At 52.0% G+C, this 23,378-nt stretch carries 19 protein-coding genes; 12 read left to right on the top strand and 7 right to left on the bottom strand.

Features of this window, described 5'->3' with window-relative positions:
- The first annotated feature begins 218 nt into the window (after positions 1 to 218).
- From fruB to OOJ59_RS06360, 4 genes are all read left to right on the top strand, one after another.
- Positions 219 to 1,349 carry a fused PTS fructose transporter subunit IIA/HPr protein gene (gene fruB, locus OOJ59_RS06375; protein WP_137346728.1) on the top strand — a complete coding sequence of 377 codons (1,131 nt, stop codon included), beginning with the start codon at positions 219 to 221 and terminating at the stop codon, positions 1,347 to 1,349.
- Complete coding sequence (gene fruK, locus OOJ59_RS06370) at positions 1,349 to 2,287, top strand: 1-phosphofructokinase (RefSeq protein WP_006683781.1); 939 nt, start codon at positions 1,349 to 1,351, stop codon at positions 2,285 to 2,287. Before fruB ends, fruK begins: the two co-directional genes overlap by 1 nt.
- Before the next feature lie 16 nt (positions 2,288 to 2,303).
- Positions 2,304 to 3,992 carry a PTS fructose transporter subunit IIBC gene (fruA, locus tag OOJ59_RS06365; protein WP_038642023.1) on the top strand — a complete coding sequence of 563 codons (1,689 nt, stop codon included), beginning with the start codon at positions 2,304 to 2,306 and terminating at the stop codon, positions 3,990 to 3,992.
- 145 nt (positions 3,993 to 4,137) lie between these two features.
- Entirely contained in the window at positions 4,138 to 4,374 is a 237-nt protein-coding gene (locus OOJ59_RS06360) for a YgdI/YgdR family lipoprotein (protein WP_038642021.1), read from the top strand.
- A gap of 64 nt (positions 4,375 to 4,438) precedes the next feature.
- Here OOJ59_RS06360 and OOJ59_RS06355 read toward each other — a convergent pair whose 3' ends face one another.
- Positions 4,439 to 5,737, bottom strand: a complete 1,299-nt coding sequence (locus tag OOJ59_RS06355) for an anaerobic C4-dicarboxylate transporter (protein ID WP_085047868.1) — start codon at positions 5,735 to 5,737, stop codon at positions 4,439 to 4,441.
- Between the two features lie 73 nt (positions 5,738 to 5,810).
- Positions 5,811 to 6,530: an aspartate/glutamate racemase family protein gene (locus tag OOJ59_RS06350; protein ID WP_160956090.1), complete on the bottom strand. Its 720-nt coding sequence runs from the start codon at positions 6,528 to 6,530 to the stop codon at positions 5,811 to 5,813.
- A 353-nt stretch (positions 6,531 to 6,883) separates the two neighbouring features.
- Between OOJ59_RS06350 and hypT the strand changes: the two genes are divergently transcribed.
- The 4 genes from hypT (at position 6,884) to OOJ59_RS06330 (ending at position 11,310) form a co-directional block, all read left to right on the top strand.
- On the top strand, positions 6,884 to 7,795 hold the full coding sequence (gene hypT, locus OOJ59_RS06345; RefSeq protein WP_160956091.1) for a hypochlorite stress DNA-binding transcriptional regulator HypT: 912 nt from the start codon (positions 6,884 to 6,886) through the stop codon (positions 7,793 to 7,795).
- 303 nt (positions 7,796 to 8,098) lie between these two features.
- Positions 8,099 to 9,040, top strand: coding sequence for a pseudouridine kinase (locus tag OOJ59_RS06340; protein WP_085047870.1), 942 nt, complete (start codon positions 8,099 to 8,101; stop codon positions 9,038 to 9,040).
- A complete protein-coding gene (locus OOJ59_RS06335; protein ID WP_038642013.1) occupies positions 9,028 to 9,963 on the top strand; it encodes a pseudouridine-5'-phosphate glycosidase in 936 nt (311 codons plus the stop codon). Before OOJ59_RS06340 ends, OOJ59_RS06335 begins: the two co-directional genes overlap by 13 nt.
- 96 nt (positions 9,964 to 10,059) lie before the next feature.
- A complete protein-coding gene (locus OOJ59_RS06330) occupies positions 10,060 to 11,310 on the top strand; it encodes a NupC/NupG family nucleoside CNT transporter (RefSeq protein WP_121529287.1) in 1,251 nt (416 codons plus the stop codon).
- 43 nt (positions 11,311 to 11,353) lie between these two features.
- Here OOJ59_RS06330 and OOJ59_RS06325 read toward each other — a convergent pair whose 3' ends face one another.
- The 3 genes from OOJ59_RS06325 to OOJ59_RS06315 all read right to left on the bottom strand — a co-directional run bounded on the left by OOJ59_RS06325 (position 11,354) and on the right by OOJ59_RS06315 (position 14,424).
- The gene (locus OOJ59_RS06325) at positions 11,354 to 12,442 is read right to left on the bottom strand and encodes a sugar kinase (RefSeq protein WP_160956093.1); all 1,089 of its coding nucleotides are present in this window, start codon (positions 12,440 to 12,442) and stop codon (positions 11,354 to 11,356) included.
- Positions 12,443 to 12,444: 2 nt separating this feature from the next.
- Positions 12,445 to 13,302, bottom strand: a complete 858-nt coding sequence (gene nfo, locus OOJ59_RS06320) for a deoxyribonuclease IV (RefSeq protein WP_193157086.1) — start codon at positions 13,300 to 13,302, stop codon at positions 12,445 to 12,447.
- A gap of 72 nt (positions 13,303 to 13,374) precedes the next feature.
- Positions 13,375 to 14,424: a YeiH family protein gene (locus OOJ59_RS06315; protein WP_038642005.1), complete on the bottom strand. Its 1,050-nt coding sequence runs from the start codon at positions 14,422 to 14,424 to the stop codon at positions 13,375 to 13,377.
- A 244-nt stretch (positions 14,425 to 14,668) separates the two neighbouring features.
- Between OOJ59_RS06315 and yieE the strand changes: the two genes are divergently transcribed.
- Positions 14,669 to 15,550, top strand: coding sequence for a DNA-binding transcriptional regulator YeiE (yieE, locus tag OOJ59_RS06310; protein WP_069323445.1), 882 nt, complete (start codon positions 14,669 to 14,671; stop codon positions 15,548 to 15,550).
- Between the two features lie 195 nt (positions 15,551 to 15,745).
- A complete protein-coding gene (gene lysP, locus OOJ59_RS06305; protein WP_038642000.1) occupies positions 15,746 to 17,215 on the top strand; it encodes a lysine-specific permease in 1,470 nt (489 codons plus the stop codon).
- A gap of 867 nt (positions 17,216 to 18,082) precedes the next feature.
- Here the strand turns inward: lysP and OOJ59_RS06300 are convergent.
- Both OOJ59_RS06300 and fghA read right to left on the bottom strand, forming a co-directional pair.
- A complete protein-coding gene (locus tag OOJ59_RS06300; RefSeq protein WP_085047872.1) occupies positions 18,083 to 20,068 on the bottom strand; it encodes a ligand-gated channel protein in 1,986 nt (661 codons plus the stop codon).
- A gap of 278 nt (positions 20,069 to 20,346) precedes the next feature.
- Positions 20,347 to 21,183 (bottom strand): S-formylglutathione hydrolase, encoded by an 837-nt coding sequence (gene fghA / locus OOJ59_RS06295; protein ID WP_085047873.1) that lies wholly within the window; start codon positions 21,181 to 21,183, stop codon positions 20,347 to 20,349.
- Positions 21,184 to 21,504: 321 nt separating this feature from the next.
- On the opposite strand from fghA, the gene folE reads away from it, so the two are divergent.
- Positions 21,505 to 22,173, top strand: a complete 669-nt coding sequence (gene folE, locus OOJ59_RS06290) for a GTP cyclohydrolase I FolE (protein ID WP_003027410.1) — start codon at positions 21,505 to 21,507, stop codon at positions 22,171 to 22,173.
- Between the two features lie 14 nt (positions 22,174 to 22,187).
- Positions 22,188 to 23,345 (top strand): DUF418 domain-containing protein YeiB, encoded by a 1,158-nt coding sequence (gene yeiB, locus OOJ59_RS06285; RefSeq protein WP_038641994.1) that lies wholly within the window; start codon positions 22,188 to 22,190, stop codon positions 23,343 to 23,345.
- Positions 23,346 to 23,378: the final 33 nt, after the last annotated feature.

Genomic DNA, 23,378 nt, shown 5'->3' with positions numbered 1-23,378 from the left:
CGCCATTTTTGCTTCAGCAATTTTATCTCTCCCCAGAAGAAAATGTGCGTTATCTCTAAATTCAGCAAGTAATTTGTCAACTTTACTTGTGTGCTGAAGAAAAAAGATCAAGACTTCTTGAAACGTTTCAGCGTCATCTTGCCATAACTGATGGAGTCAGGTGACGCCTTTTTTCTCATATTGGCTGAATCGTTTCAATTCGGCGGGAGAGGAGAACCATGTTCCAGTTATCTGTTCAGGATATTCACCCGGGCGAACAGGCCGGGAATAAAGAAGAGGCTATTCGCCAGGTTGCCGCGGCCTTAGTGCAAGCGGGTAACGTTGCGGAAGGCTACGTCGATGGCATGCTGGCGCGTGAACAACAAACGTCCACGTTTCTAGGCAACGGTATTGCTATTCCTCACGGGACGACGGACACGCGCGATCGGGTGCTGAAAACCGGTGTGCAGGTGTTTCAGTTTCCGCAGGGCGTGGTCTGGGGCGAAGGACAGGTCGCGTATGTGGCGATCGGTATTGCCGCCAGCTCTGATGAGCACCTCGGTTTACTGCGTCAGCTAACGCATGTGTTGAGCGATGACTCCGTTGCTGAACAGCTGAAATCAGCGACCACGGCGGAAGAGCTGCGCGCGTTGCTGATGGGCGAAAAGCAGAGCGAACAATTAAAGCTTGATAACGAAACGCTGTCGCTGGACGTCGTTGCCAGCTCGCTGGTGACGTTGCAGGCGCTCAACGCTGCGCGGCTGAAAGAAATTGGTGCGGTTGATGCCGCATTTGTCGCCAGGGCAATCAATGAGCAGCCGATGAATCTCGGTCAGGGGATCTGGCTGAATGACTGTGCTGAAGGTAACGTGCGCAGCGCCGTTGCGGTCAGCCGCGCAGCAACGGCGTTTGATGTTCAGGGGGATGCGGCAGCCCTGCTGGTAACCGTCGCGATGAATGACGATCAACCGGTTGCGGTGCTGAAGCGCCTTGGCGATCTGCTGCTGAATAATAAAGCTGACCGTTTGTTGAAAGCGGATGCGGCAACGGTGCTGGCGCTGCTGACCAGCGATGACGCCTTAACCGATGATGTACTGAGCGCCGAATTTGTTGTGCGCAATGAGCATGGTTTACACGCCCGTCCGGGCACCATGCTGGTGAATACGATTAAACAATTTAACAGTGAAATTACCGTGACAAATCTTGATGGAACCGGCAAACCGGCAAATGGACGCAGTCTGATGAAAGTTGTGGCATTAGGCGTGAAGAAAGGACATCACCTGCGCTTTACCGCCCAGGGCGAGGATGCTGAACAGGCGCTGAAAGCGATTGGCGAAGCCATCGCTGCAGGTCTTGGGGAGGGCGCGTAATGAGCAGACGTGTTGCTACTATCACCCTTAACCCGGCCTACGACCTGGTGGGTTTCTGCCCGGAAATTGAACGTGGCGAAGTGAACCTGGTGAAAACCACCGGTCTGCATGCAGCGGGGAAAGGGATTAACGTCGCTAAGGTCCTGAAAGATTTAGGTATCGATGTCACAGTGGGCGGTTTCCTGGGTAAAGACAACCAGGATGGTTTTCAGCAGTTGTTCAGCGAGCTGGGCATTGCCAACCGTTTTCAGGTTGTACAAGGGCGTACCCGTATCAACGTCAAGCTGACCGAAAAAGACGGTGAAGTCACCGACTTCAATTTCTCTGGCTTTGAAGTCACCCCCGCTGACTGGGAACGCTTTGTGAACGATTCGCTGAGCTGGCTGGGCCAGTTCGACATGGTGTGCGTTAGCGGTAGTTTGCCGACCGGCGTGAGCCCGGAAGCTTTCACCGACTGGATGACGCGTCTGCGCAGTCAGTGTCCGTGCATTATCTTTGATAGTAGTCGTGAAGCGTTGGTGGCAGGTCTGAAGGCGGCGCCGTGGCTGGTGAAACCAAACCGTCGTGAACTGGAAATCTGGGCGGGTCGTAAACTGCCTGAAATGAAAGATGTGATTGATGCGGCGCATGCGCTGCGCGAGCAGGGTATTGCTCATGTGGTGATTTCACTCGGTGCGGAAGGCGCGCTGTGGGTCAACGCTTCGGGTGAGTGGATCGCAAAACCGCCGTCAGTTGAGGTGGTCAGCACCGTTGGCGCGGGTGATTCGATGGTTGGTGGTCTGATTTATGGTCTGCTGATGCGTGAGTCCAGCGAACATACCCTGCGTCTGGCGACGGCTGTTGCCGCTCTGGCGGTAAGCCAAAGTAACGTGGGCATTACCGATCGTCCTCAGTTGGCCGCAATGATGGCGCGTGTCGACTTAAAACCGTTTAACTGACAGCAGGAGAGGCATAATGAAAACGCTGCTGATTATTGACGCCAATCTCGGCCAGGCTCGCGCTTACATGGCGAAAACCCTGCTTGGAGCGGCGGCGCAAAAAGCGCATCTGGAAATTATTGATAATCCGAATGATGCAGAACTGGCGATTGTTCTGGGCGACACGCTTCCTGCTGACAGTTCGCTGAACGGCAAAAAAGTCTGGCTCGGCGATATCGGTCGTGCGGTTGCGCATCCTGAACTCTTCCTCAGCGAAGCGAAAGGTCATGCAAAACCTTACAGCGCCCCGGTTGCGACAACGTCTGTTGCCAGCAGTGGCCCAAAACGCGTGGTGGCGGTGACGGCTTGTCCGACCGGCGTTGCCCATACGTTTATGGCTGCTGAAGCTATTGAAACAGAAGCGAAAAAACGTGGCTGGTGGGTAAAAGTTGAAACCCGTGGCTCGGTCGGGGCAGGCAATGCCATTACCCCGGAAGAGGTGGCTCAGGCGGATCTGGTGATTGTGGCGGCTGACATTGAAGTTGATCTGGCGAAGTTTGCCGGAAAACCAATGTACCGCACGTCTACTGGCCTGGCGCTGAAGAAAACCAAACAGGAGCTGGATAAAGCGCTGGAAGAAGCGACGCCGTATCAGCCAACCGGCAAGGCGCAGTCTGCGGCAACCGAAGGGAAGAAAGAGAGCGCTGGCGCGTATCGCCACCTGCTGACGGGCGTGTCCTACATGCTGCCGATGGTTGTTGCTGGCGGTCTGTGTATTGCGCTCTCATTCGCCTTTGGTATTGAAGCGTTTAAAGAGCAGGGCACGCTGGCGGCGGCGCTGATGCAGATTGGCGGCGGTTCAGCCTTTGCGTTGATGGTGCCGGTTCTGGCGGGGTATATCGCGTTTTCCATCGCTGACCGTCCGGGTCTGACGCCAGGTCTTATCGGCGGTATGCTGGCAGTGAGCACCGGTTCTGGCTTTATTGGCGGGATTATTGCCGGTTTTCTTGCCGGTTATGTGGCGAAGCTCATTAGCACCAGGCTGAAACTCCCACAGAGTATGGAAGCGCTGAAACCGATTCTGATCATTCCGCTGCTTTCAAGCCTGGTGGTGGGTCTGGCCATGATCTACCTGATCGGTAAACCGGTAGCCGGCATTCTGGAAGGTCTGACCCACTGGTTGCAAACCATGGGTACGGCGAATGCGGTGCTGCTCGGTGCGATTCTTGGCGGCATGATGTGCACTGACATGGGCGGTCCGGTTAACAAAGCGGCGTATGCTTTTGGTGTGGGCCTGCTGAGTACGCAAACTTATGCGCCGATGGCTGCCATTATGGCGGCGGGGATGGTACCTCCGCTGGCGCTGGGTCTGGCAACGCTGGTTGCGCGTCGTAAGTTCGACAAAGCCCAGCAGGAGGGCGGTAAAGCTGCGCTGGTGCTGGGCCTGTGCTTTATCACCGAAGGGGCTATCCCATTCGCCGCGCGTGATCCGATGCGCGTTCTGCCTTGCTGTATCGTTGGCGGTGCGATTACCGGCGCTCTCTCCATGGCGGTAGGGGCTAAGCTGATGGCGCCCCACGGCGGTCTGTTCGTGCTGTTAATCCCTGGCGCAATTACACCGGTGGTTGGCTACCTGCTGGCCATTATTGCCGGTACGCTGGTAGCCGGTCTCTCCTACGCGGTGCTGAAGCGCCCGGAAGCAGAGGTTGTGGCAAAGGCGGCCTGATTAAGCGCTGAAATCCAGGGCAGAGAAATCTCTGCCCTTTTTTATGCCTTAGCCCTTACTGTTGCAGCATCGCCACAATAATCCATCCTGCCTTAAGCAAATTCGATAAAGTGCCTTTAAATCAAACTGGTCACGGAAATCGAATATGAAAAAAGCGCCCATTTTTGCTGCTCTGTCACTCGCGACGTTGCTACTGACGGGATGTTCAACCACCTGGGTGATGACAACAACGTCAGGTGCAACAATAGAGACGCAAGGCAAGCCTGAGCAAGACCCCGGGACAGGACTGACAAAATATGCTGACGCCTATGGTTATCACCGCGTGATTAAAAGCAGCGATGTGAAGCAAATAGATAAAGGTAAGACGGTATTGATGTGGTGAGCCGGTTCAAGTGAATAGAGAATCATTCAGGGGCGAAATTTTTCGCGCCCCTGAATAAGACGGCTCAGGCAATCATTGGGGCGATGATAAAGCCAAAGGCAACGCCCGCGATGATCCCACCCAGTCCTGGCAACATAAACGGATGGTTTAAGACATACTTACCTACGCGCGTTGTCCCGGTGGTGTCGAACTCCATCGCCGCCAGTGAAGTCGGGTACGTTGGGAGAACAAACACGCCGGTCACAGCCACATAAGAAGCCAGAATTGCCCAGGTGGGAACGCCAAGCGCGACGGCAAGCGGGATAATCAACGGCGTGGTGGCCCCCTGCGAATAGAGCAGCGCGCAGGTGCCAAACAATACCAGAGCCAGCAGCATCGGGTAGGCCTGCAGAATATTCCCCGCGATGTCCTTAATCTCCGCTAAGTGCGCGTCAATGAATGTGGTTCCCAGCGTAACAATGCCGAGAATGACTGCCAGCGAACTCATCCCGGCGCGAAAAGTTGACGTCAGGACAATGGCATCTGTAGATGTTTTGCACAGCACCACCATCAGGCAAGCGGCAGCCAGCATGCAGATGATAATGATATCCCGCGTATTCATTGGGCTGCCAACATCAAATCCAGGGCGTAGCTGCGGGAATGCGGCAAGAATAACGATGAGCACCGTGGCCAGCATAAACAGGGCGACGGAAAGTTTTGCACCCGGTGTGGTACTGTTTTGCCCTTCGTATTTGCGCACCAGCCCTTTCTGCAGGCGTTCCAGATAGACCTCATCGTCCTGGAGTTCACATCCCTGGCGCGAGGCGATGAATGCCCCAACCATCGCGGCAACAAACGAGGCGGGCAGACATACCGCCATAACCTGGATAAAGCTGATACCGTTTCCTTCCATGATGGTCAGCATTGCGGCCATTGCGGCGCTGATCGGCGAGCCGGATATTGCCACCTGGGACGCCACTACGGAGCCTGCGAGCGTACGAGAAGGGCGGATGCCTGACTCTTTCGCAACTTCGGCAATCACCGGCAGGGTGGAAAAGACAATGAAACCTGTTCCCGCCATTATGGTCATCGACCAGGTGATAATCGGTGCAATAACATTGATATATTTAGGATTACGACGCATAAAATTACCGGCAATGCGTACCAGATAATCCATGCCTCCGGCTGCCTGTAGCGCTGATGCCGCCACAACCACCGTCATAATAATAAGAATGACGTCCACAGGCGGCGAGCCAATTTTCAGACCAAATCCCAGGGTTAAAATAGCCAACCCCAGCCCACCGCATAAACCGATACCAATTCCGCCGAGGCGGATGCCGAAAAATATTGCGCCTAATACTACGATAATTTCCAACCAAAGCATAATGGCCTCCGCCAGATAATAATTCGCTATAAGAATGGCTTTTATTAAATGTGATGATTAAATTGTGGTTTTTTTATTGCGCCAGAAGGTGGCTTTTTCCAACGCGTTTTTCATACCACTTAATTCCGGCACGAACCAATGAACCGGTTGAATCAATATATTTTGCTGGTGATTTCTTGACGGCTTCAGCAAGGATAACGGGGACTTCAGTACATCCCAGAACGATGACTTCCGCGCCGCGTGCAAAAAGTGCTTCAGCCTGTTCATTCATTAATATTTGTGCTTGCTTAACATCTCCTGCTTTCAGGCAATAAATACTTTCCATGACTTTTTCCTGGCTGGAAGAATCAGGACTGACGCAGGTTAACCCAAGAGACTCTATCCCCTTTTGGTAGAGACCCATGTACAACGTGGCATTGGTAGCCAGCAGTCCGATGCGCGATTTTCCGCAGCTTCTAACCTCATTCAGGGTTGTCTCCACAATACTCAGCAACTCCGTATGACAGGATTCTTTTAACTCTTTAAACCAAAAGTGGGCGGTATTACACGGGATCACAATACACTCCGCGCCAGCATCTTCGAGTTTATGCATATAATCACGCATGGCCGGAAGCGGGGAATTACCATGACGCATTAATGCGTCAGTACGGTCAGGTATATCAGGAATGGATGAAATAATTAATGGAATATGTTCCTGATCGCGTTGCGCTGTAGTAAATGTGACGAATTTATTAAATAGATCGACGGTTGCAGCAGGTCCCATACCACCAAGTACGCCAATTAAACCTTTCACGATATATACCTCGTTTAACCATTAAATAATATTCAGGCTGTGTTTTATCTTGTCCTAATGTTTAACAGCAGAGCGTTGCGAGGAGAAATGCAATAATGTTTGGCTTAATGCAAAAATTGCATGGCTGTAGTTTTTTTCGCCATTCTATGAGGTCAGGATAGGGTGCGGAGCCTGAAGATCTGCAAGCAGAGTAGGGTTGTGGCTGGATGGTGACGCTGACATGTTAATGTCAAAAACGAAGGCTTGATGCAAAAAACGAATCATTATGGGCTAATCGTCAATACCATCTCTGGAATTCTTCAGGCATGATGTTGTTAGGCTCATCAACATATTTAAACATCCGCGTGACAGGCATGAAAAATATTGAGACAAAATGGTTATATGATTTCCTGACGCTGGAGGCATGCCGTCATTTTTCCCAGGCTGCGGAGGAGCGCAATATATCTCAGCCGGCATTTAGCCGGAGGATCAAAGCGCTCGAATCAGCCGTGGGGGTGCAGCTGTTTGATCGCACGACGACGCCGCTGCAATTGACGGAGGAGGGCAAGTTATTCCATTCGCAAACGCGTAGCCTGCTACAACAGCTGGAATGTAATCTGGACGAACTCAGTGGTCACAATCTGCTTGGGGTCCCCAACATAAAAATCGCGGCAGCGCATTCTTTGTCGCTGACCATGTTGCCCCGGTTAGTGCATTCAATGGCGGCCTGGGGGGAAGAATTTGTCTGGCACGTCGAGGCGATTGATGTGGTGCAAGCGGTGAATACCCTGCGCGAGGGGAAAAGTGATTTTATTATCTCGTTTCGTGATGAGGATTTAATGCAGTCGCCTTTCTGTGGCTTGAAGGTTTTTGAGTCAGAGCTCTATCCTGTCTGTGCTACCGATGGACAGGGGAACGCGTTGTTTGATATCTATCAGCCGCAGGCGCCGATTCTGAACTATGCCAGCACATCCTACATGGGAAGATTGGTAAACCGTCAGTTAGCGGAAGTTGGCGGCATTTCAGCACGAACGTTGTTTATGTCTTCGATGAGTGAGTTGTTGAAAAACATGGCGCTGGATGGGCATGGGATCGCCTGGCTACCAGCGTGGTCGATCGTCAACGAGCTGCGCGATAAGCGTCTGGTGCGCCTGGAGACACCTGAACTGATGGTACCTATTCAGGCCTATATTTACCGGATGGATACCCGATTGAATAAAACGGCTGAACATTTCTGGCGTATTTTGTACAACCATATGCCAGAGGACCTGGTTTCGCTTACCTGAGACGCACCAGCTCGCCTGGCGCATCTGAAAAATTTCCGGTTATACCGGAGTTATGCTTTTTAGCCTGCTTAATTTGTGTACTACCTCTCATTTTCTCTCTCCCTTACAAACTGTATCTATAAAAAATTGTGATTCTGTTCATATCTATTGACTTTGGTTCTTGCAGATAGATTTACTTTGTCAAAAACATGCTTACTATAAACACATGTTCGATACTGAACATGTGCTCTAATAGTTTTGTGTATGGCGGTGGTTATTCTTAACGAACTCATTTGTGGCAAGATAATTGCCAGGGGACGTGCTATGCGTGAAAAGGAATACATAGTAACTATTGGCTCTGCCAATATGGATGTTGCTGGGTATTCGCATGCTTCTCTAAATTATGCGGATTCGAATCCAGGAAAGATAAAATTCACCCCCGGCGGAGTTGGACGCAACATTGCACATAATCTCGCGCTACTGGGTAAAAATTCGTGGTTACTGACTGCGGTTGGTAATGATTTTTATGGTCAATCGTTATTGGCGCAAACTAATCTATCCGGAGTACATGTTGATAAATGTCTTATCGTTCCGGGAGAGAATACATCGAGTTATTTATCTCTGCTTGATAACACCGGTGAAATGCTGGTTGCCATTAATGATATGAGCATTACCGAACATATTTCACCGAGTTTTTTATCGCAGCAGCATGATTTTATTCGGCAGGCGAAAGTCATCGTCGCCGATTGCAATATCAGCGAAGACGCCCTTGCATGGGTGCTGGATAATGCCGGAGATGTTCCGGTGTTTGTCGACCCGGTATCGGCATGGAAATGCGTCAAAGTTCGCGAGCGGCTTGGACAAATTCACACCCTCAAACCTAACCGGCTTGAAGCCGAAACGCTGAGCGGTATTGCGCTTTCCGGGCGTGATGATGTTGGCAAAGTGGCCGCCTGGTTTCACGATCGCGGCTTAAATCGCCTGGTGCTCAGCATGGGCGGTGACGGAGTTTATTACAGTGATATTGCGGGGGATTGCGGTTGGTCGCTGCCGATTAAAACTCACGTCATTAATGTTACCGGGGCTGGCGATGCGATGATGGCGGGACTGGCTTCCTGCTGGGTAGACGGCATGCCCTTTATTGATTCGGTTCGATTTGCGCAGGGTTGTTCATCAATGGCATTAGCCTGTGAATATACCAATAACCCTGATTTGTCTGTTGCGAATGTTATCTCAATCGTGGAGAACACAGAATGTCTGAATTAACTCTTTCCTCTGAATTATTACAAATATCTCCAGAAGTACAGGAAGCATTAAACAGTAAAAAACCGATTGTTGCCCTCGAGTCAACCATTATTTCTCATGGTATGCCATTTCCGCAGAATGCCCAGACTGCTATTGAAGTAGAAGAAACTATTCGTAAGCACGGGGCAGTTCCTGCGACCATTGCCATTATTGGCGGGGTAATGAAAGTTGGTTTAAGCAAAGATGAAATTGAGTTGCTTGGAAGAGAGGGGCATAGCGTTACTAAAGTCAGTCGTCGTGATTTACCATTTGTGGTTGCTGCAGGGAAAAATGGTGCGACGACAGTTGCCTCAACCATGATTATTGCCTCCCTGGCTGGAATTAAAGTATTTGCGACGGGCGGGATTGGTGGTGTTCACCGTGGTGCTGAACATACCTTTGATATTTCCGCAGATCTGCAAGAACTGGCGCATACCAATGTCACGGTAATTTGTGCCGGGGCGAAATCTATTCTTGATCTCGGTTTAACGACCGAATATTTAGAAACCTTTGGCGTGCCGTTAATTGGATATCAGACTAACGCGTTGCCGGCATTTTTCTGCCGAACCAGTCCGTTTGAGGTCAGTATCCGTCTGGACAGCGCAAAAGAAATTGCCCGTGCCATGGCGGTGAAATGGCAGACAGGTCTCGACGGCGGTCTGGTTGTTGCAAACCCAATCCCGGAACAGTTTGCGATGGCTGAAGAGAAAATTAATGCGGCAATCGATCGGGCGGTAAAAGAAGCGGAAGAGCAGGGGGTTGTGGGCAAAGAGAGTACGCCGTTCCTGCTGGCGCGCGTTGCGGAGCTGACCGGCGGTGACAGCCTGAAATCAAATATTCAGTTGGTGTTCAACAACGCGGTACTGGCTTGTGAAATTGCGAAGGAGTATCAACGCCTCGCCTGACCAAATTTTCCGGGCAGAATGCGGTCGCCCGCGGATAGCAAACCTACCAAAACCTGGCGGTAACGCCGGGTTTCCTGGCATGAAGGGAATTTCATTATGGATATAATGAGAAGTGTTGTGGGTATGGTGGTATTACTGACTATCGCGTTTCTGCTGTCAGTAAATAAAAAGCGTATTAGTCTGCGTACGGTCGGGGCAGCACTGGTGCTGCAAATTGCAATCGGCGGCATTATGCTCTATTTCCCGCCGGGGAAATGGCTGGTTGAACAGGCCGCGCTCGGTGTCCACAAGGTGATGTCATACAGTGACGCGGGTAGTGCATTTATCTTTGGCTCCCTGGTCGGGCCAAAAATGGATGTGCTGTTCGACGGAGCCGGGTTTATCTTCGCCTTTCGGGTGCTCCCGGCCATCATTTTTGTGACCGCGCTGATCAGTCTACTCTACTACATTGGCGTGATGGGGCTGTTGATCCGCATCCTTGGCGGTATTTTCCAGAAAGCGTTGAACATCAGTAAGATCGAGTCATTTGTCGCAGTAACCACTATTTTCCTCGGGCAAAACGAGATCCCGGCAATCGTGAAACCGTTTATTGACCGGCTGAATCGCAATGAGCTATTTACCGCTATCTGTAGCGGGATGGCCTCGATTGCTGGCTCAATGATGATTGGTTACGCTGGAATGGGCGTTCCGATTGACTATCTGCTGGCGGCATCGTTGATGGCAATCCCTGGTGGTATTTTATTTGCGCGTATGCTGAGTCCGGCAACTGAAGAATCTCGCGTCACCTTTGAGAACCTGTCATTTACCGAAACGCCGCCGAAAAGCATCATCGAAGCAGCGGCGAGCGGGGCGATGACCGGGCTGAAAATTGCCGCAGGCGTGGCGACGGTAGTAATGGCATTTGTTGCCATTATTGCGCTGATTAACGGCATTATCGGCGGAATTGGTGGTTGGTTTGGTTTTGGTCACGCCACCCTGGAAGGGATCTTTGGCTATGTGTTAGCCCCGCTGGCGTGGATTATGGGCGTGGACTGGAGCGAGGCGACGCTGGCAGGTAGCCTGATTGGACAGAAGCTGGCAATCAACGAGTTTGTCGCCTATCTCAACTTCTCGCCGTATCTGCAAACCGGCGGAACACTGGATGTGAAGACCATTGCGATTATCTCGTTTGCGCTGTGCGGGTTCGCTAACTTTGGTTCGATTGGCGTTGTCGTCGGCGCATTTTCGGCGATAGCGCCACAGCGAGCCCCGGAAATCGCGCAGCTTGGAATGCGCGCGCTGGCAGCAGCAACGTTGTCAAACCTGATGAGCGCCACCATAGCGGGTTTCTTTATCGGTATAGCATAGTGAGAATAATGCCGGATAAGCGTGGCGCTATCCGGCATTACATTTAAGCTGTTTGCAGCAAATATAAGGCGTTATCTGCCGAAAGGGTTGGGTTGTTAATGCTGACGCTGGCTCGCGATAATGCCGCGCAGGCCATGGCAAAGTGAGCGCTTTCACGGAACTCGCTACCTTCCAGAAAGCTGTACAGCAATCCGGCCATAAAAGCGTCATCGGCGCCAAAACTGTCTACGATCGTATGATTGGGAGGCGTCAGTAAAAATTGTTCTCCGTCCTTTTCGCTGCAAAAAACAGATTCATCTTCCAGACAGACAAAGATCCGTTTTACCCCTTGCTGATGCAGACTATTGACGGCCAGTACGCGATCGGCATCTGAATGGATAGGTTGGCCCCACAAAATCGCCAGCTCTTTCTGCGTTGGTTTTAGCGTATGAATACGCGTAAACCATGTCTTCATTTTTGCCGCTTTGAACTCTGAAACGGTGTCAATGAATACCGGAATATCATCAGCAATAGTAAAGACCCACTCAATGGCTTCGGCGGTCAGATTGCAATCTGCCAGTACGACACCGGAATGGCGGATCAAATCTCGCGACCCGTTCAGCAACTGCGGCGTTAATTGCTGCAGGATATGGGTATCGTTAATTGCCAGTACGGTTTCTTCCTGCTGATTAGCGATCGACAGGTAGGTTGAGGTGTTATGCCCATGCAGGCGTATGCAACTTGCAACGTTAACGCCGGCCTGACGCGTTTGTTCCAGCAATGTTTCCCCATAGAAATCACTGCCAACAGCGGAAATTAAGTGAACGTCACGGCCCAGCAGCGCCAGGTTGTGGGCGATGTTGCGTCCTACGCCGCCTGCCGAGCAGCGAATGCTGCCAGGATTAGAGGCAGCCTGAGGATAATGGATGTCTGCAACACCACGAATATCCATGTTGATTGCTCCGACAACCACGCAATAATCCTGTTCGGTAAGGATATAACCTTTACCTTTGATCATGCCTTTACGCATCAAATCCATAATATGCGCAGCGACGCGTGAACGGCTGATTTGCAGAATATCGGCGATTTCATTCTGCTGAATCAACGGATTGCGACGCAGGATCTTAAGGATCTGCTTTTCCCTGTCGTTCATGATTACGCCACCGCTTGTTCTGTTTGCTGGGCTTTCAGCCAGGCAATCTCTTCTGCCCAGATATCCGGATTAATCGTTTCCAGCACCAGCGGAATGCCATCAAAACGACTGTCCTGCATGATCCAGCGGAAAGCGTCGTGGCCAATATTCCCTTCACCTAAGCTGTGGTGGCGGTCAACGCGACTGCCAAACGTGCTCTTGGCGTCATTCAGGTGCATACCGCGTAGATAGCTGAAACCGACAATACGTTCAAATTCCGCAAACGTCTTTTCGCATTCCTCGACAGAACGCAAATCGTAACCGGCAGCGAAAGCGTGGCAGGTATCAATACAGACGCCAACACGGGATTTATCTTCAACACCATCAATAATGGCGGCAAGGTGCTCAAACTTAAATCCGAGATTGCTGCCCTGTCCGGCGGTATTTTCGATAACTGCCGTAACCCCATGGGTCTGAGCGAGGGCGATGTTGATAGATTCAGCAATGCGCGCCAGACATTCATCTTCCGGGATCTGCATCAAATGGCTGCCCGGATGAAAGTTGAGCAGCGATAAACCGAGCAGTTCACAGCGCTGCATTTCATCGATAAATGCATCGCGTGATTTTTCCAGCGCATCGCTGACCGGGTGGCCGAGATTAATCAGGTAGCTGTCGTGAGGCAGGATCTGAGCGGAAGTATAGTGATACTTCTCGCAAGCGGATTTGAAATCATCAATGATTTCAGTGGTCAACGCCGCGGCGCGCCACTGACGCTGATTTTTGGTGAACAGGGCGAATGCGGTAGCTTCGATTTCTGCGGCCCGAATAGCGGCGTTAGCCAGACCGCCAGCGGCGCTTACGTGCGCTCCGATGTATTTCATGAATTAAACCCGCCATACTCAAATTCAAAAAAGGAAGAGTATAGCGGGTCAACTAACGTTAGTCGTGATCGTTTATGCCATTAGCGCGTGGATGGCGAAGTTAATCGCACCACCGCCTACAATCAGCCAGACAAACAGCAGTAGCGCCATCAGCAAAGGTTTAGCACCAGCTTTTTTCAGGGCGCTCACGTGAGTGGTTAGCCCCAGTGCGGCCATCGCCATTGCCAGCAGCACGGTATCCAGCGTCACCAGCATACTCACTACCGACTGCGGCAGCAGGTGGAAAGAGTTAAAAATCGCCACCACAATGAACATGATGGCAAACCATGGAATGGTGATTTTGCTCTTCTCACCACCGGTTGCCGGAGACAGTTGTTTTACTCGTGCGGCCAGCAGGATGAGGAACGGAGCCAGCATCATGACGCGCAGCATTTTGGCAATAACCGCGGCGTTTTCAGCATCCGGGTTAATGGCGTGTCCGGCGGCAACAACCTGCGCAACTTCATGCATGGTGGAGCCAATGTAAATCCCGTAAGTCTCGGGAGTAAACCAGTGCGCTAACAGCGGATACATCGCCGGATACAGGAAGATAGCGATAGTACCGAAGATAACCACCGTGGCGACGGCGACCGTCACCTTACTGGCTTCGGCTTTAACGACAGGCTCTGTTGCCAGTACCGCGGCTGCGCCACAGATGCTGCTCCCCGCGCCAATCAGCCAACTGGTGTGACGGTCCAGACCAAACACTTTCTGCCCAAGGAAGCAGGCAATCATGAAGGTGCTGCTGAGCGTTAATATGTCGATTACGATACCGCTGACGCCGACGTCAGCAATTTGCGCGAAGGTAAGGCGGAAACCGTAGAGGATTATCCCCAGGCGTAATAAATGTTGTTTAGCAAACAGTACGCCGCCATCGCAGCTTTTCCAGATTTGTGGATACACGGTGTTGCCGATAACCATCCCAAACAAGATGGCTAAGGTGAGGGCGCTAAACCCGGCACCTGCGACGGCGGGAATGGATCCCCCCCATAAGGCGGCCCCAGTGATAACTGCACTCAGGGCAAGCCCCGGAATAAAATGCCACGCTGTACGACGATGAGTCTGTAAGGTGAGTTCTGTCATATCCTTCTCCTTTATCTGGGTAAAAGAGTACGGCGATGTGGTTTAAAAATAAAATTGATTATATATTTATAATTAATCTATATAAGTGGTATACCCGTCATACTTCAAGTTGCATGCGCGTTGGCTGCGCTCGTTCACCCCAGTCACGTACTTAAGTACGCTCCCGGGGATGCTCTCTCTTGCCGCCTTCCTGCAACTCGAATTATTTAGGGTATAAGTAACGGATATCCGGTGGAAAACGACTATGCATATCACCCTGCGACAACTTGAAGTGTTTGCTGAGGTACTGAAAAGCGGCTCGACGACTCAGGCATCTGTCATGCTTGCATTGTCGCAGTCGGCGGTGAGTGCGGCGCTTACCGATCTGGAAGGGCAGCTTGGCGTACAGCTCTTCGACCGCGTTGGCAAGCGGCTGGTGGTCAATGAGCACGGGCGCTTGCTCTACCCGCGCGCGCTGGCGTTACTTGAGCAAACGATAGAAATCGAACAGCTTTTTCGTGAGGATAATGGCGCGATTCGCGTCTATGCCAGCAGCACCATTGGCAATTACATTTTGCCCGCCATGATCGCCCGCTATCGCCAGGATTTTCCCGATTTACCGCTGGAGCTAAGCGTGGGTAACAGCCAGGATGTGATCAACGCTGTTCTGGATTTTCGGGTAGATATTGGGCTGATCGAAGGACCTTGTCACAGCACAGAAATTATCTCTGAACCATGGCTGGAGGACGAACTGGTGGTGTTTGCCGCCCCATCTTCGCCGCTGACAAAAGGTCCCGTGACGCTGGATCAACTGGCTGCTTCGCCGTGGATTTTACGTGAGCGAGGCTCCGGTACGCGTGAACTGGTAGATTATCTGTTGTTATCGCATCTGCCGAGATTCCAGATGGCGATGGAGTTGGGTAACTCCGAGGCCATTAAGCATGCGGTCCGCCATGGGCTCGGTATCAGCTGTTTGTCGCGTCGGGTCATTGCAGAACAGTTACAGGCGGGTACGCTGAGTGAAGTCCCTGTGCCGCTGCCGCGTTTAGTTCGCACGCTCTGGCGCGTTCATCATCGACAAAAGCATCTCTCTAATGCCATTACGCGCTTTTTACATTACAGCGATCAGGTTGCGCAGGGCGAATAAGGCACTCACTGGCGTAATATCACCTCTATGCATAACGGCGGTTTCGTCTTAACCGCCATGCTCCGCCCATTTTCTGCTTTACTTATAATCCGCGGCCAGTCATGAAGGTCTCTTATAACAGCGCATTTGTGCCGGAAGAAAGCCCTTTCGTCTGCTACAATCGCGCCTCATTTTTTGGATGGATAGCATTTTCACATGGTTTCCGAAACTAAAACCACAGAAGCGCCCACGCTACGTCGTGAACTGAAGGCGCGTCACCTGACGATGATTGCCATCGGAGGCTCCATCGGTACAGGTCTTTTTGTTGCATCTGGTGCAACTATTTCTGCGGCGGGTCCTGGCGGCGCGTTGTTCTCGTATATTCTGATTGGTCTGATGGTGTACTTCCTGATGACCAGTCTCGGTGAACTGGCAGCCTTCATGCCGGTTTCCGGTTCGTTCTCCACCTACGGTCAGAACTATGTAGAAGAAGGCTTCGGCTTCGCGCTGGGCTGGAACTACTGGTACAACTGGGCGGTGACAATTGCCGTTGACCTGGTAGCCGCACAGTTGGTAATGAGCTGGTGGTTCCCGGACACGCCAGGCTGGATCTGGAGTGCGCTGTTCCTCGGCGTTATCTTCCTGCTGAACTACATTTCCGTGCGCGGGTTTGGCGAAGCGGAGTACTGGTTCTCACTGATCAAAGTGACCACCGTGATTATCTTTATCGTGGTTGGCGTAATGATGATCTTCGGTATCTTCAAAGGCGCTCAGCCGGTGGGCTGGAGCAACTGGACGACCGGTGATGCGCCGTTTGCCGGTGGTTTTGCCGCTATGATTGGCGTGGCGATGATTGTCGGCTTCTCCTTCCAGGGAACTGAGCTTATTGGTATCGCGGCAGGTGAATCGGAAGATCCTGAGAAGAATATTCCACGCGCGGTGCGTCAGGTGTTCTGGCGAATCCTGCTGTTCTATGTGTTCGCGATTTTGATTATTAGCCTGATTATCCCGTACACCGATCCAAGCCTGCTGCGTAACGATGTGAAAGACATCAGCGTTAGCCCGTTCACGCTGGTATTCCAGCATGCGGGTCTGCTGTCTGCGGCAGCGGTAATGAACGCGGTTATCCTGACGGCGGTACTGTCTGCGGGTAACTCCGGGATGTATGCCTCAACGCGTATGCTTTACACCCTGGCCTGCGACGGTAAAGCGCCGCGTATCTTCGCCAAACTGTCTCGTGGCGGTGTGCCGCGTAACGCACTGTATGCAACTACGGTGGTGGCGGGGCTGTGCTTCCTGACCTCAATGTTTGGCAACCAGACCGTATACCTGTGGCTGCTGAATACTTCCGGGATGACGGGCTTTATCGCCTGGTTAGGGATTGCTATCAGCCATTATCGTTTCCGTCGTGGTTATGTGCTGCAGGGGCATGATGTGCAGGATCTGCCGTATCGTTCTGGCTTCTTCCCGCTGGGGCCGATCTTTGCCTTTGTGCTGTGCCTGATCATCACTCTGGGTCAGAACTACGAAGCGTTCCTGAAGGACAGTATTGACTGGGGCGGCGTGATGGCAACCTATATCGGTATTCCACTGTTCCTGATTATCTGGTTTGGTTACAAGCTGACGAAAGGCACTCATTTCGTTCGCTATAGCGAAATGAAATTCCCTGGACGCGTGAAGAAGTAATCTTGTACCTGCTGGCACCGTGCTGATCCGACCTACGTAAGATAGTGTAGGTCGGGTAAGCCCTCCATGCTGCCATCCGGCAGACAATAACCCCCCCCCCCCCCGCCACTCACCATGTTCAGTTAACATCTCAGTTTCAGAAAGCATCAACATGTGTTGGCGGGATAATGAACATGCTCTCTCTGAGAAAGGGTTCCGTTCACCTCATGTTCATCGCTTCTCTGTACACTGAACGCCAGTGAACGTGTTAAGGGTGCTATCGCCGCACCCTTAACAATCCCGGCTCCCGGCAGGAAAATTGTTGCTGCGCAATACCCTCCGCTTATTCCTTCAGGCTACCGGGCCGGGCGCGAGGTAGCGTCCTTGCAAAGCGCGCCCTGAGCCAGCATCCATGCTGGCTCTCCCGGCCTTACGGAAACACGTCGGCAATTTTCAGCCGGACCAGCCCACACTTCACCATCTGCGTTTTTTGGTCTGAACAGCAAAACAGATTTAACTGGAAGTCAGAGCGTTGAAGCGATGACTCCGGTCCGGCTGAAAATCGATGAGTCGTTGACGGCTGACCGGGTCTGCCCGCAGGGATGCGGGCAGAGGGGATGGCCTGCAGGGACGCAGGCTCGGCCCCGACCCGACAGGCAGACGGCATAAGACGAATGAATCGCGCAGCGACGATTTTCCCGCCGGGAGCCTGGGATGCAAGGGAGGCGGCGGTGAGCCTCCCTTGCACGTTCACGGGTATCTGTGATTCAGAGAAGTGATACCGCTGAGGTGAACGGAACCCCGTAGCGGAATAAAATGTTCTCCATACATGCTTAACTAACAGGCATTAGGCATTCACCTTGCCGGGGGTTTTTTATTGCGCCAGACTTAGAAGCTGTAAGTCAGGCCAACCGTGTAACGACGGCCATCGAGAACGGTGTCGTAGGTGTCATAATCGATTTGCTTATCCAGCACGTTATACACGCCGGCGGTCATCAGCAGATCCTTGGTAGCATAGTAGCGTAAACCAACATCGACCTGCGTATACGATGGCGTACCCTGTGCCATGGAGGTACGGCTCAGGTACTCAGACGTTTTCCCGCGCAGATTCAGACGGCTCCAGAAACCGAGATCCTGCGTTGCCTGCCAGTCCAGCGTGGTGTTAAACATATGCTTCGGCATTTTGTTTAATGGCTGACCGGAGAACTGACCGCTTTTCTGCTCAGATTCCGTATAGGTGTAGTTCGCCGTCCAGTTGACGTCGGAGGTGATTTTCCAGCCGAAGGTGGATTCTACGCCGCGCATATTGGCTTTATCGACGTTCACACGATCGCTGACGAAATCATAATGGGTGCCACCAATGGTGCAGGCCGGGTCGGAACTGCTGTTACAGCGACGCACTTCGGTAATTTTGTTTTTGAAGTCGGTATTGAACAGCGTCACGCCCGCGTTGAGGTCGTTGCCGTTATCCCACAATAACCCGATCTCTTCGCTCAGGCTTTTCTCTGGCTTCAGATCCGGGTTGCCGACGATGATCCCGTTCAGACGACCGCCGCCGGTGACCTGCCCCCAACTGGCAGAAGACTGACGCAGATCCGGTGCGCGATAGCCCGCAGATACGCCACCTTTCAAGGTCCATTGATCGCTCAGATGCCAGACGCCGTAACCGCGTGGTGTCCAGTTGTCGCCGTAGTTTTCATCTTTATCCATACGCAGACCGCCGGTCAGCGCGAAGGTATCGGTAATAGCCCATTCATCTTCAGCAAACAGCGCCCAGCTCCAGCGGGTCAGTTTGTTCAGCCCATCGGCAGCTTGCAACTGGTTGCCGTTATCGCGCAGTTTCTCATAACGGTACTGTCCACCCACTGTCAGGGTGTGCGCCCCGAGGAAAATCTGGTTCTGATTGTTAAAGATGGTGTTGTAGGACTTCATCTGGCGACCAGGGTTGTCAGTCTCTTCCTGCTGGACATAGCTGGTGGAGTTGAAGTCGTCGTAATAGCCGCTATGGGTGAGTGAATATGTGGTGTGCACATACTTGCTTTCGCTTTTACTGTTGGGCTTACAGCTTCCGTTGCGGCAGATTTCTTCAGCCCTGGATTTGCCCGGCGTACTATCACGATCCTGCAGTTCACGTGCGTAATCGAAGTCGATGTCGTTTTTATCATCCGGCGTGAAGTTGAGGGTTAAACCCCCGTTACGCATACGCTGTTCATTGTAGCCATTAAGGATTTCATCTTCGGCACGATGAGAGAATAATCCGGTCACCTTCGCACCGAGTAACCCGTCAATCAGCGGCCCGGACGCATAGGCATTCGTCTGGTAAATATCACCGGAATCCCTGTCTTCCTGGAAAGTGGCATCGCCATGTAAGGAGCCGGTCCAGGCTTTGGTATTCGACACTTTTTTGGTGATGACGTTGATAACGCCACCCATCGCATCAGAGCCGTAAAGCGATGACATTGGTCCACGGATAACTTCGATGCGCTCGATGGATTCCAGCGGCGGTAACCAGCCTTGTTCAATCCCTGAGTTATCGCTGTTAGGTCGTGTGCTGCGTGTGCTGATGCGTTTGCCGTTGACCAGGAACAACGTGTATTGCGAAGCCATACCGCGAATACTGATATCGCTGCTGCTGCCGCCACCGGTGACGACGACGCCAGGGACATCTTTTAGCGCATCGGTGACATCGCGATAGGCTTTGTCTTCAATTTGCTGCTTGGTAATAACAGATATCGACGCGGGGGCGTCCTGAATTTTCTGCTCGAAGCCGGTAGCGGTGACGACGACGGTGTCCTGTTCAGCGGCATGGCCGAGTGATGGGAGACTGGCGACGCATACTGCGGCAGCTACAGCCTTAACGTGAGGTATAGTCATTTGTATCATTCCATTTAAATGAATCAAACTGCGCGTCATGTGAAAGGCCATGACAATTGTATGTATTTGTCTTTTAAGGACTCTTTTCAGTAAAGAAGCGAATGGATTGTACAAAAGTATGAATTTTTGTAAACACAAATGATAATAGAAATCATTTGTGTTTGATGTGGTTTGAGGGAAAATTACTATTAAATCAATAAGATAAGTGAAAAAGAAAAATGGAGAAAAAGTGAAGGGATGATGGCTAAATGAAGAGGGCTTTCGCCCTCACTCAGGCGTTACTTCAGTAAATATTGCGCATGGAAGCGCAGGTGATCCTCAATAAACGACGCAATAAAGTAATAGCTGTGATCGTAACCCGGCTGGATGCGTAACGTCATCGGCCATGCGGTCTGACGTGCCGTTTCGGCCAGTACCGCGGGCTGCAACTGATCGGCAAGAAACTGATCGTTGTCCCCTTGATCGATAAGCGTCGGAATCGCATCTTCGGGCCTGCTGGCCAACATTAACGCGCAGCTATCCCATTCGGCCCACAGCGATTTATCTTCACCCAGATAAGCGCTAAAAGCCTTCTCGCCCCACGGAACGCGGCAAGGGTTAACGATGGGGGCAAAAGCGGAGATACTGGTGTATTTCCCCGGATTTTTCAGCGCCATAATCAACGCCCCGTGACCACCCATGGAATGTCCGCTGATGGCGCAACGATCGCTGACGTTAAACTGCGACTGGATCAGTGCCGGAAGCTCATCACGCAGATAGTCATACATGCGAAAATGGCTTGCCCACGGCTGCTGGGTGGCATTGAGGTAAAACCCAGCCCCCTGGCCTAAATCGTAGCCATCATCGTTGGCTACTTGATCGCCGCGTGGACTGGTATCCGGCATCACCAGCACAATACCCAGCTCAGCCGCCACACGTTGCGCGCCCGCTTTGGTGGTGAAGTTTTCGTCATTGCAGGTCAGGCCCGACAACCAGTACAGCACCGGAGGCGGGGTATTCTCACGAGGCGGGGGAAGAAAGATGCTGAAAGTCATAGCGCAATTTAACGTGGCGGAGTCGTGACGCCAGCGTTGCTGCCAGCCTTCAAAACAGCGGTGCTCTTCAAGCATTTCCATGCGTGGCTCCTTGTTGTGTTGAACCTGAATATGTTTGCGAATTCATCATAATACAGATTATTCATTGCACTGTGAGTAACTTTCACTTCCGCATTGGGCAAACATACTTCATCATCTATATAACTTTACATTAACACTCAACATCGCCGGGCTGAACGCTACGTGAATTTGATACGCTGAAAGGCTGTGCCAATTTCAATAATTATCGCGGTGAATACTGGATTATGTGCGCCGCCTCACGCACAATGTTCTGGCTGTGACACAGCCTAAAAACTTTGCCCCATGCAGGGCAGAGGCGCCACACCTGCAGGAGAAAAAGAAATGTCATCACTCAGTAAAGAAGCGGCTTTGGTTCATGAAGCGCTGGTCGCGCGTGGTCTCGAAACACCACTACGCCCGCCCGTGCAGGAGATGGATAACGAAACGCGCAAACGTCTTATCTCAGGCCATATGACCGAGATTATGCAATTGCTCAATCTCGATTTGAGCGATGACAGTTTGATGGAAACTCCGCATCGCATTGCGAAAATGTATGTCGATGAGATTTTCTCCGGTCTCGATTACGCCAACTTCCCGAAAATCACCGTCATTGAAAACAAAATGAAGGTGGACGAGATGGTTACGGTCCGCGATATCACGCTGACCAGCACCTGCGAGCATCACTTTGTCACTATCGATGGTAAAGCGACGGTGGCGTATATCCCGAAAGATTCAGTCATTGGCCTGTCGAAGATCAACCGCATTGTGCAGTTCTTTGCGCAGCGTCCGCAGGTGCAGGAACGTCTGACCCAGCAAATTCTCACCGCGCTGCAAACGCTGCTTGGGACGAATAATGTTGCGGTGTCGATTGATGCGGTGCATTACTGCGTGAAAGCGCGCGGTATTCGCGATGCGACCAGCGCGACCACCACCACTTCTCTGGGCGGATTGTTTAAGTCCAGCCAGAACACGCGTCAGGAATTCCTGCGCGCAGTACGTCATCACAACTGATTAGGGCAGGGGCCATGGAGCGTAATGTCACGCTGGATTTTATTCGTGGCGTCGCCATTCTTGGCATCCTGCTTCTCAATATTAACGCCTTTGGCCTGCCAAAGGCGGCATATCTCAATCCCGCCTGGTATGGCAATATCACCTTATCCGACGCCTGGAGCTGGGCGGTGCTTGATCTCTTCGCACAGGTCAAGTTTCTCACGCTGTTTGCATTGCTGTTTGGGGCAGGGCTGCAAATGCTGCTCCCGCGCGGCAAACGCTGGATCCAGTCGCGGCTTACGCTACTGGTGCTGTTGGGTTTTATTCACGGTTTACTCTTCTGGGACGGCGATATCCTGTTGGCTTATGGCTTAATTGGTCTGATTTGCTGGCGGTTGATTCGCGATGCCCCTTCGGTAAAAAGCCTGTTTAACACCGGCGTCCTGCTTTATCTGGTGGGGATTGGCGTACTGTTGCTGCTGGGCGTTATCTCCGGCGGGGAAACCAGTCGGGCCTGGACGCCGGATGCCTCAGCTTTGCTGTATGAAAAATACTGGAAAGTGAATGGCGGTCTGGAAGCGGTCAGCAATCGCGTGGATATGATGTCCAATAGCTTGCTGGCACTGGGCGCGCAGTACGGCTGGCAACTGGCTGGGATGATGCTGCTTGGCGCAGCATTAATGCGCAGCGGCTGGCTGAAAGGGCAGTACAGTCTGCAGCATTATCGACGTACCGGCGTACTGTTGGTCATTATTGGCATGGCGATTAACCTGCCTGCTATTATCATTCAGTGGCATTTGGAGTGGGCCTACCGCTGGTGTGCTTTCCTGTTACAAGCTCCGCGCGAGCTGGGCGCGCCGTTGCAGACTATCGGCTACGCCGCCCTGATGTTTGGCTTCTGGCCGCAGTTGAGCCGCTTAAAGTGGGTGATTGCCATCGCCTGCGTGGGACGTATGGCGTTAACTAACTATCTGTTGCAAACCTTAATTTGCACCACGCTGTTTTATCAATTCGGCTTGTTTATGAAATTCGATCGGCTGGAGCTGCTCTGTTTCGTCATTCCTGTCTGGGCCGTTAATCTTCTGTTCTCCGTCATTTGGCTGCGTTTTTACCGGCAGGGCCCGGTAGAGTGGCTGTGGCGTCAATTAACCCTGCGTGCTTCAGGGACATCATTACCACGTACATCCAGATAACGATCTGGATCACATTCATTAACAAAATGGATG

The sequence above is a fragment of the Citrobacter sp. W9 genome, assembly GCF_026719375.1.
Classification (GTDB): Bacteria; Pseudomonadota; Gammaproteobacteria; order Enterobacterales; family Enterobacteriaceae; genus Citrobacter; species Citrobacter werkmanii.
This window is presented reverse-complemented; position numbering and strand designations above follow the sequence as displayed.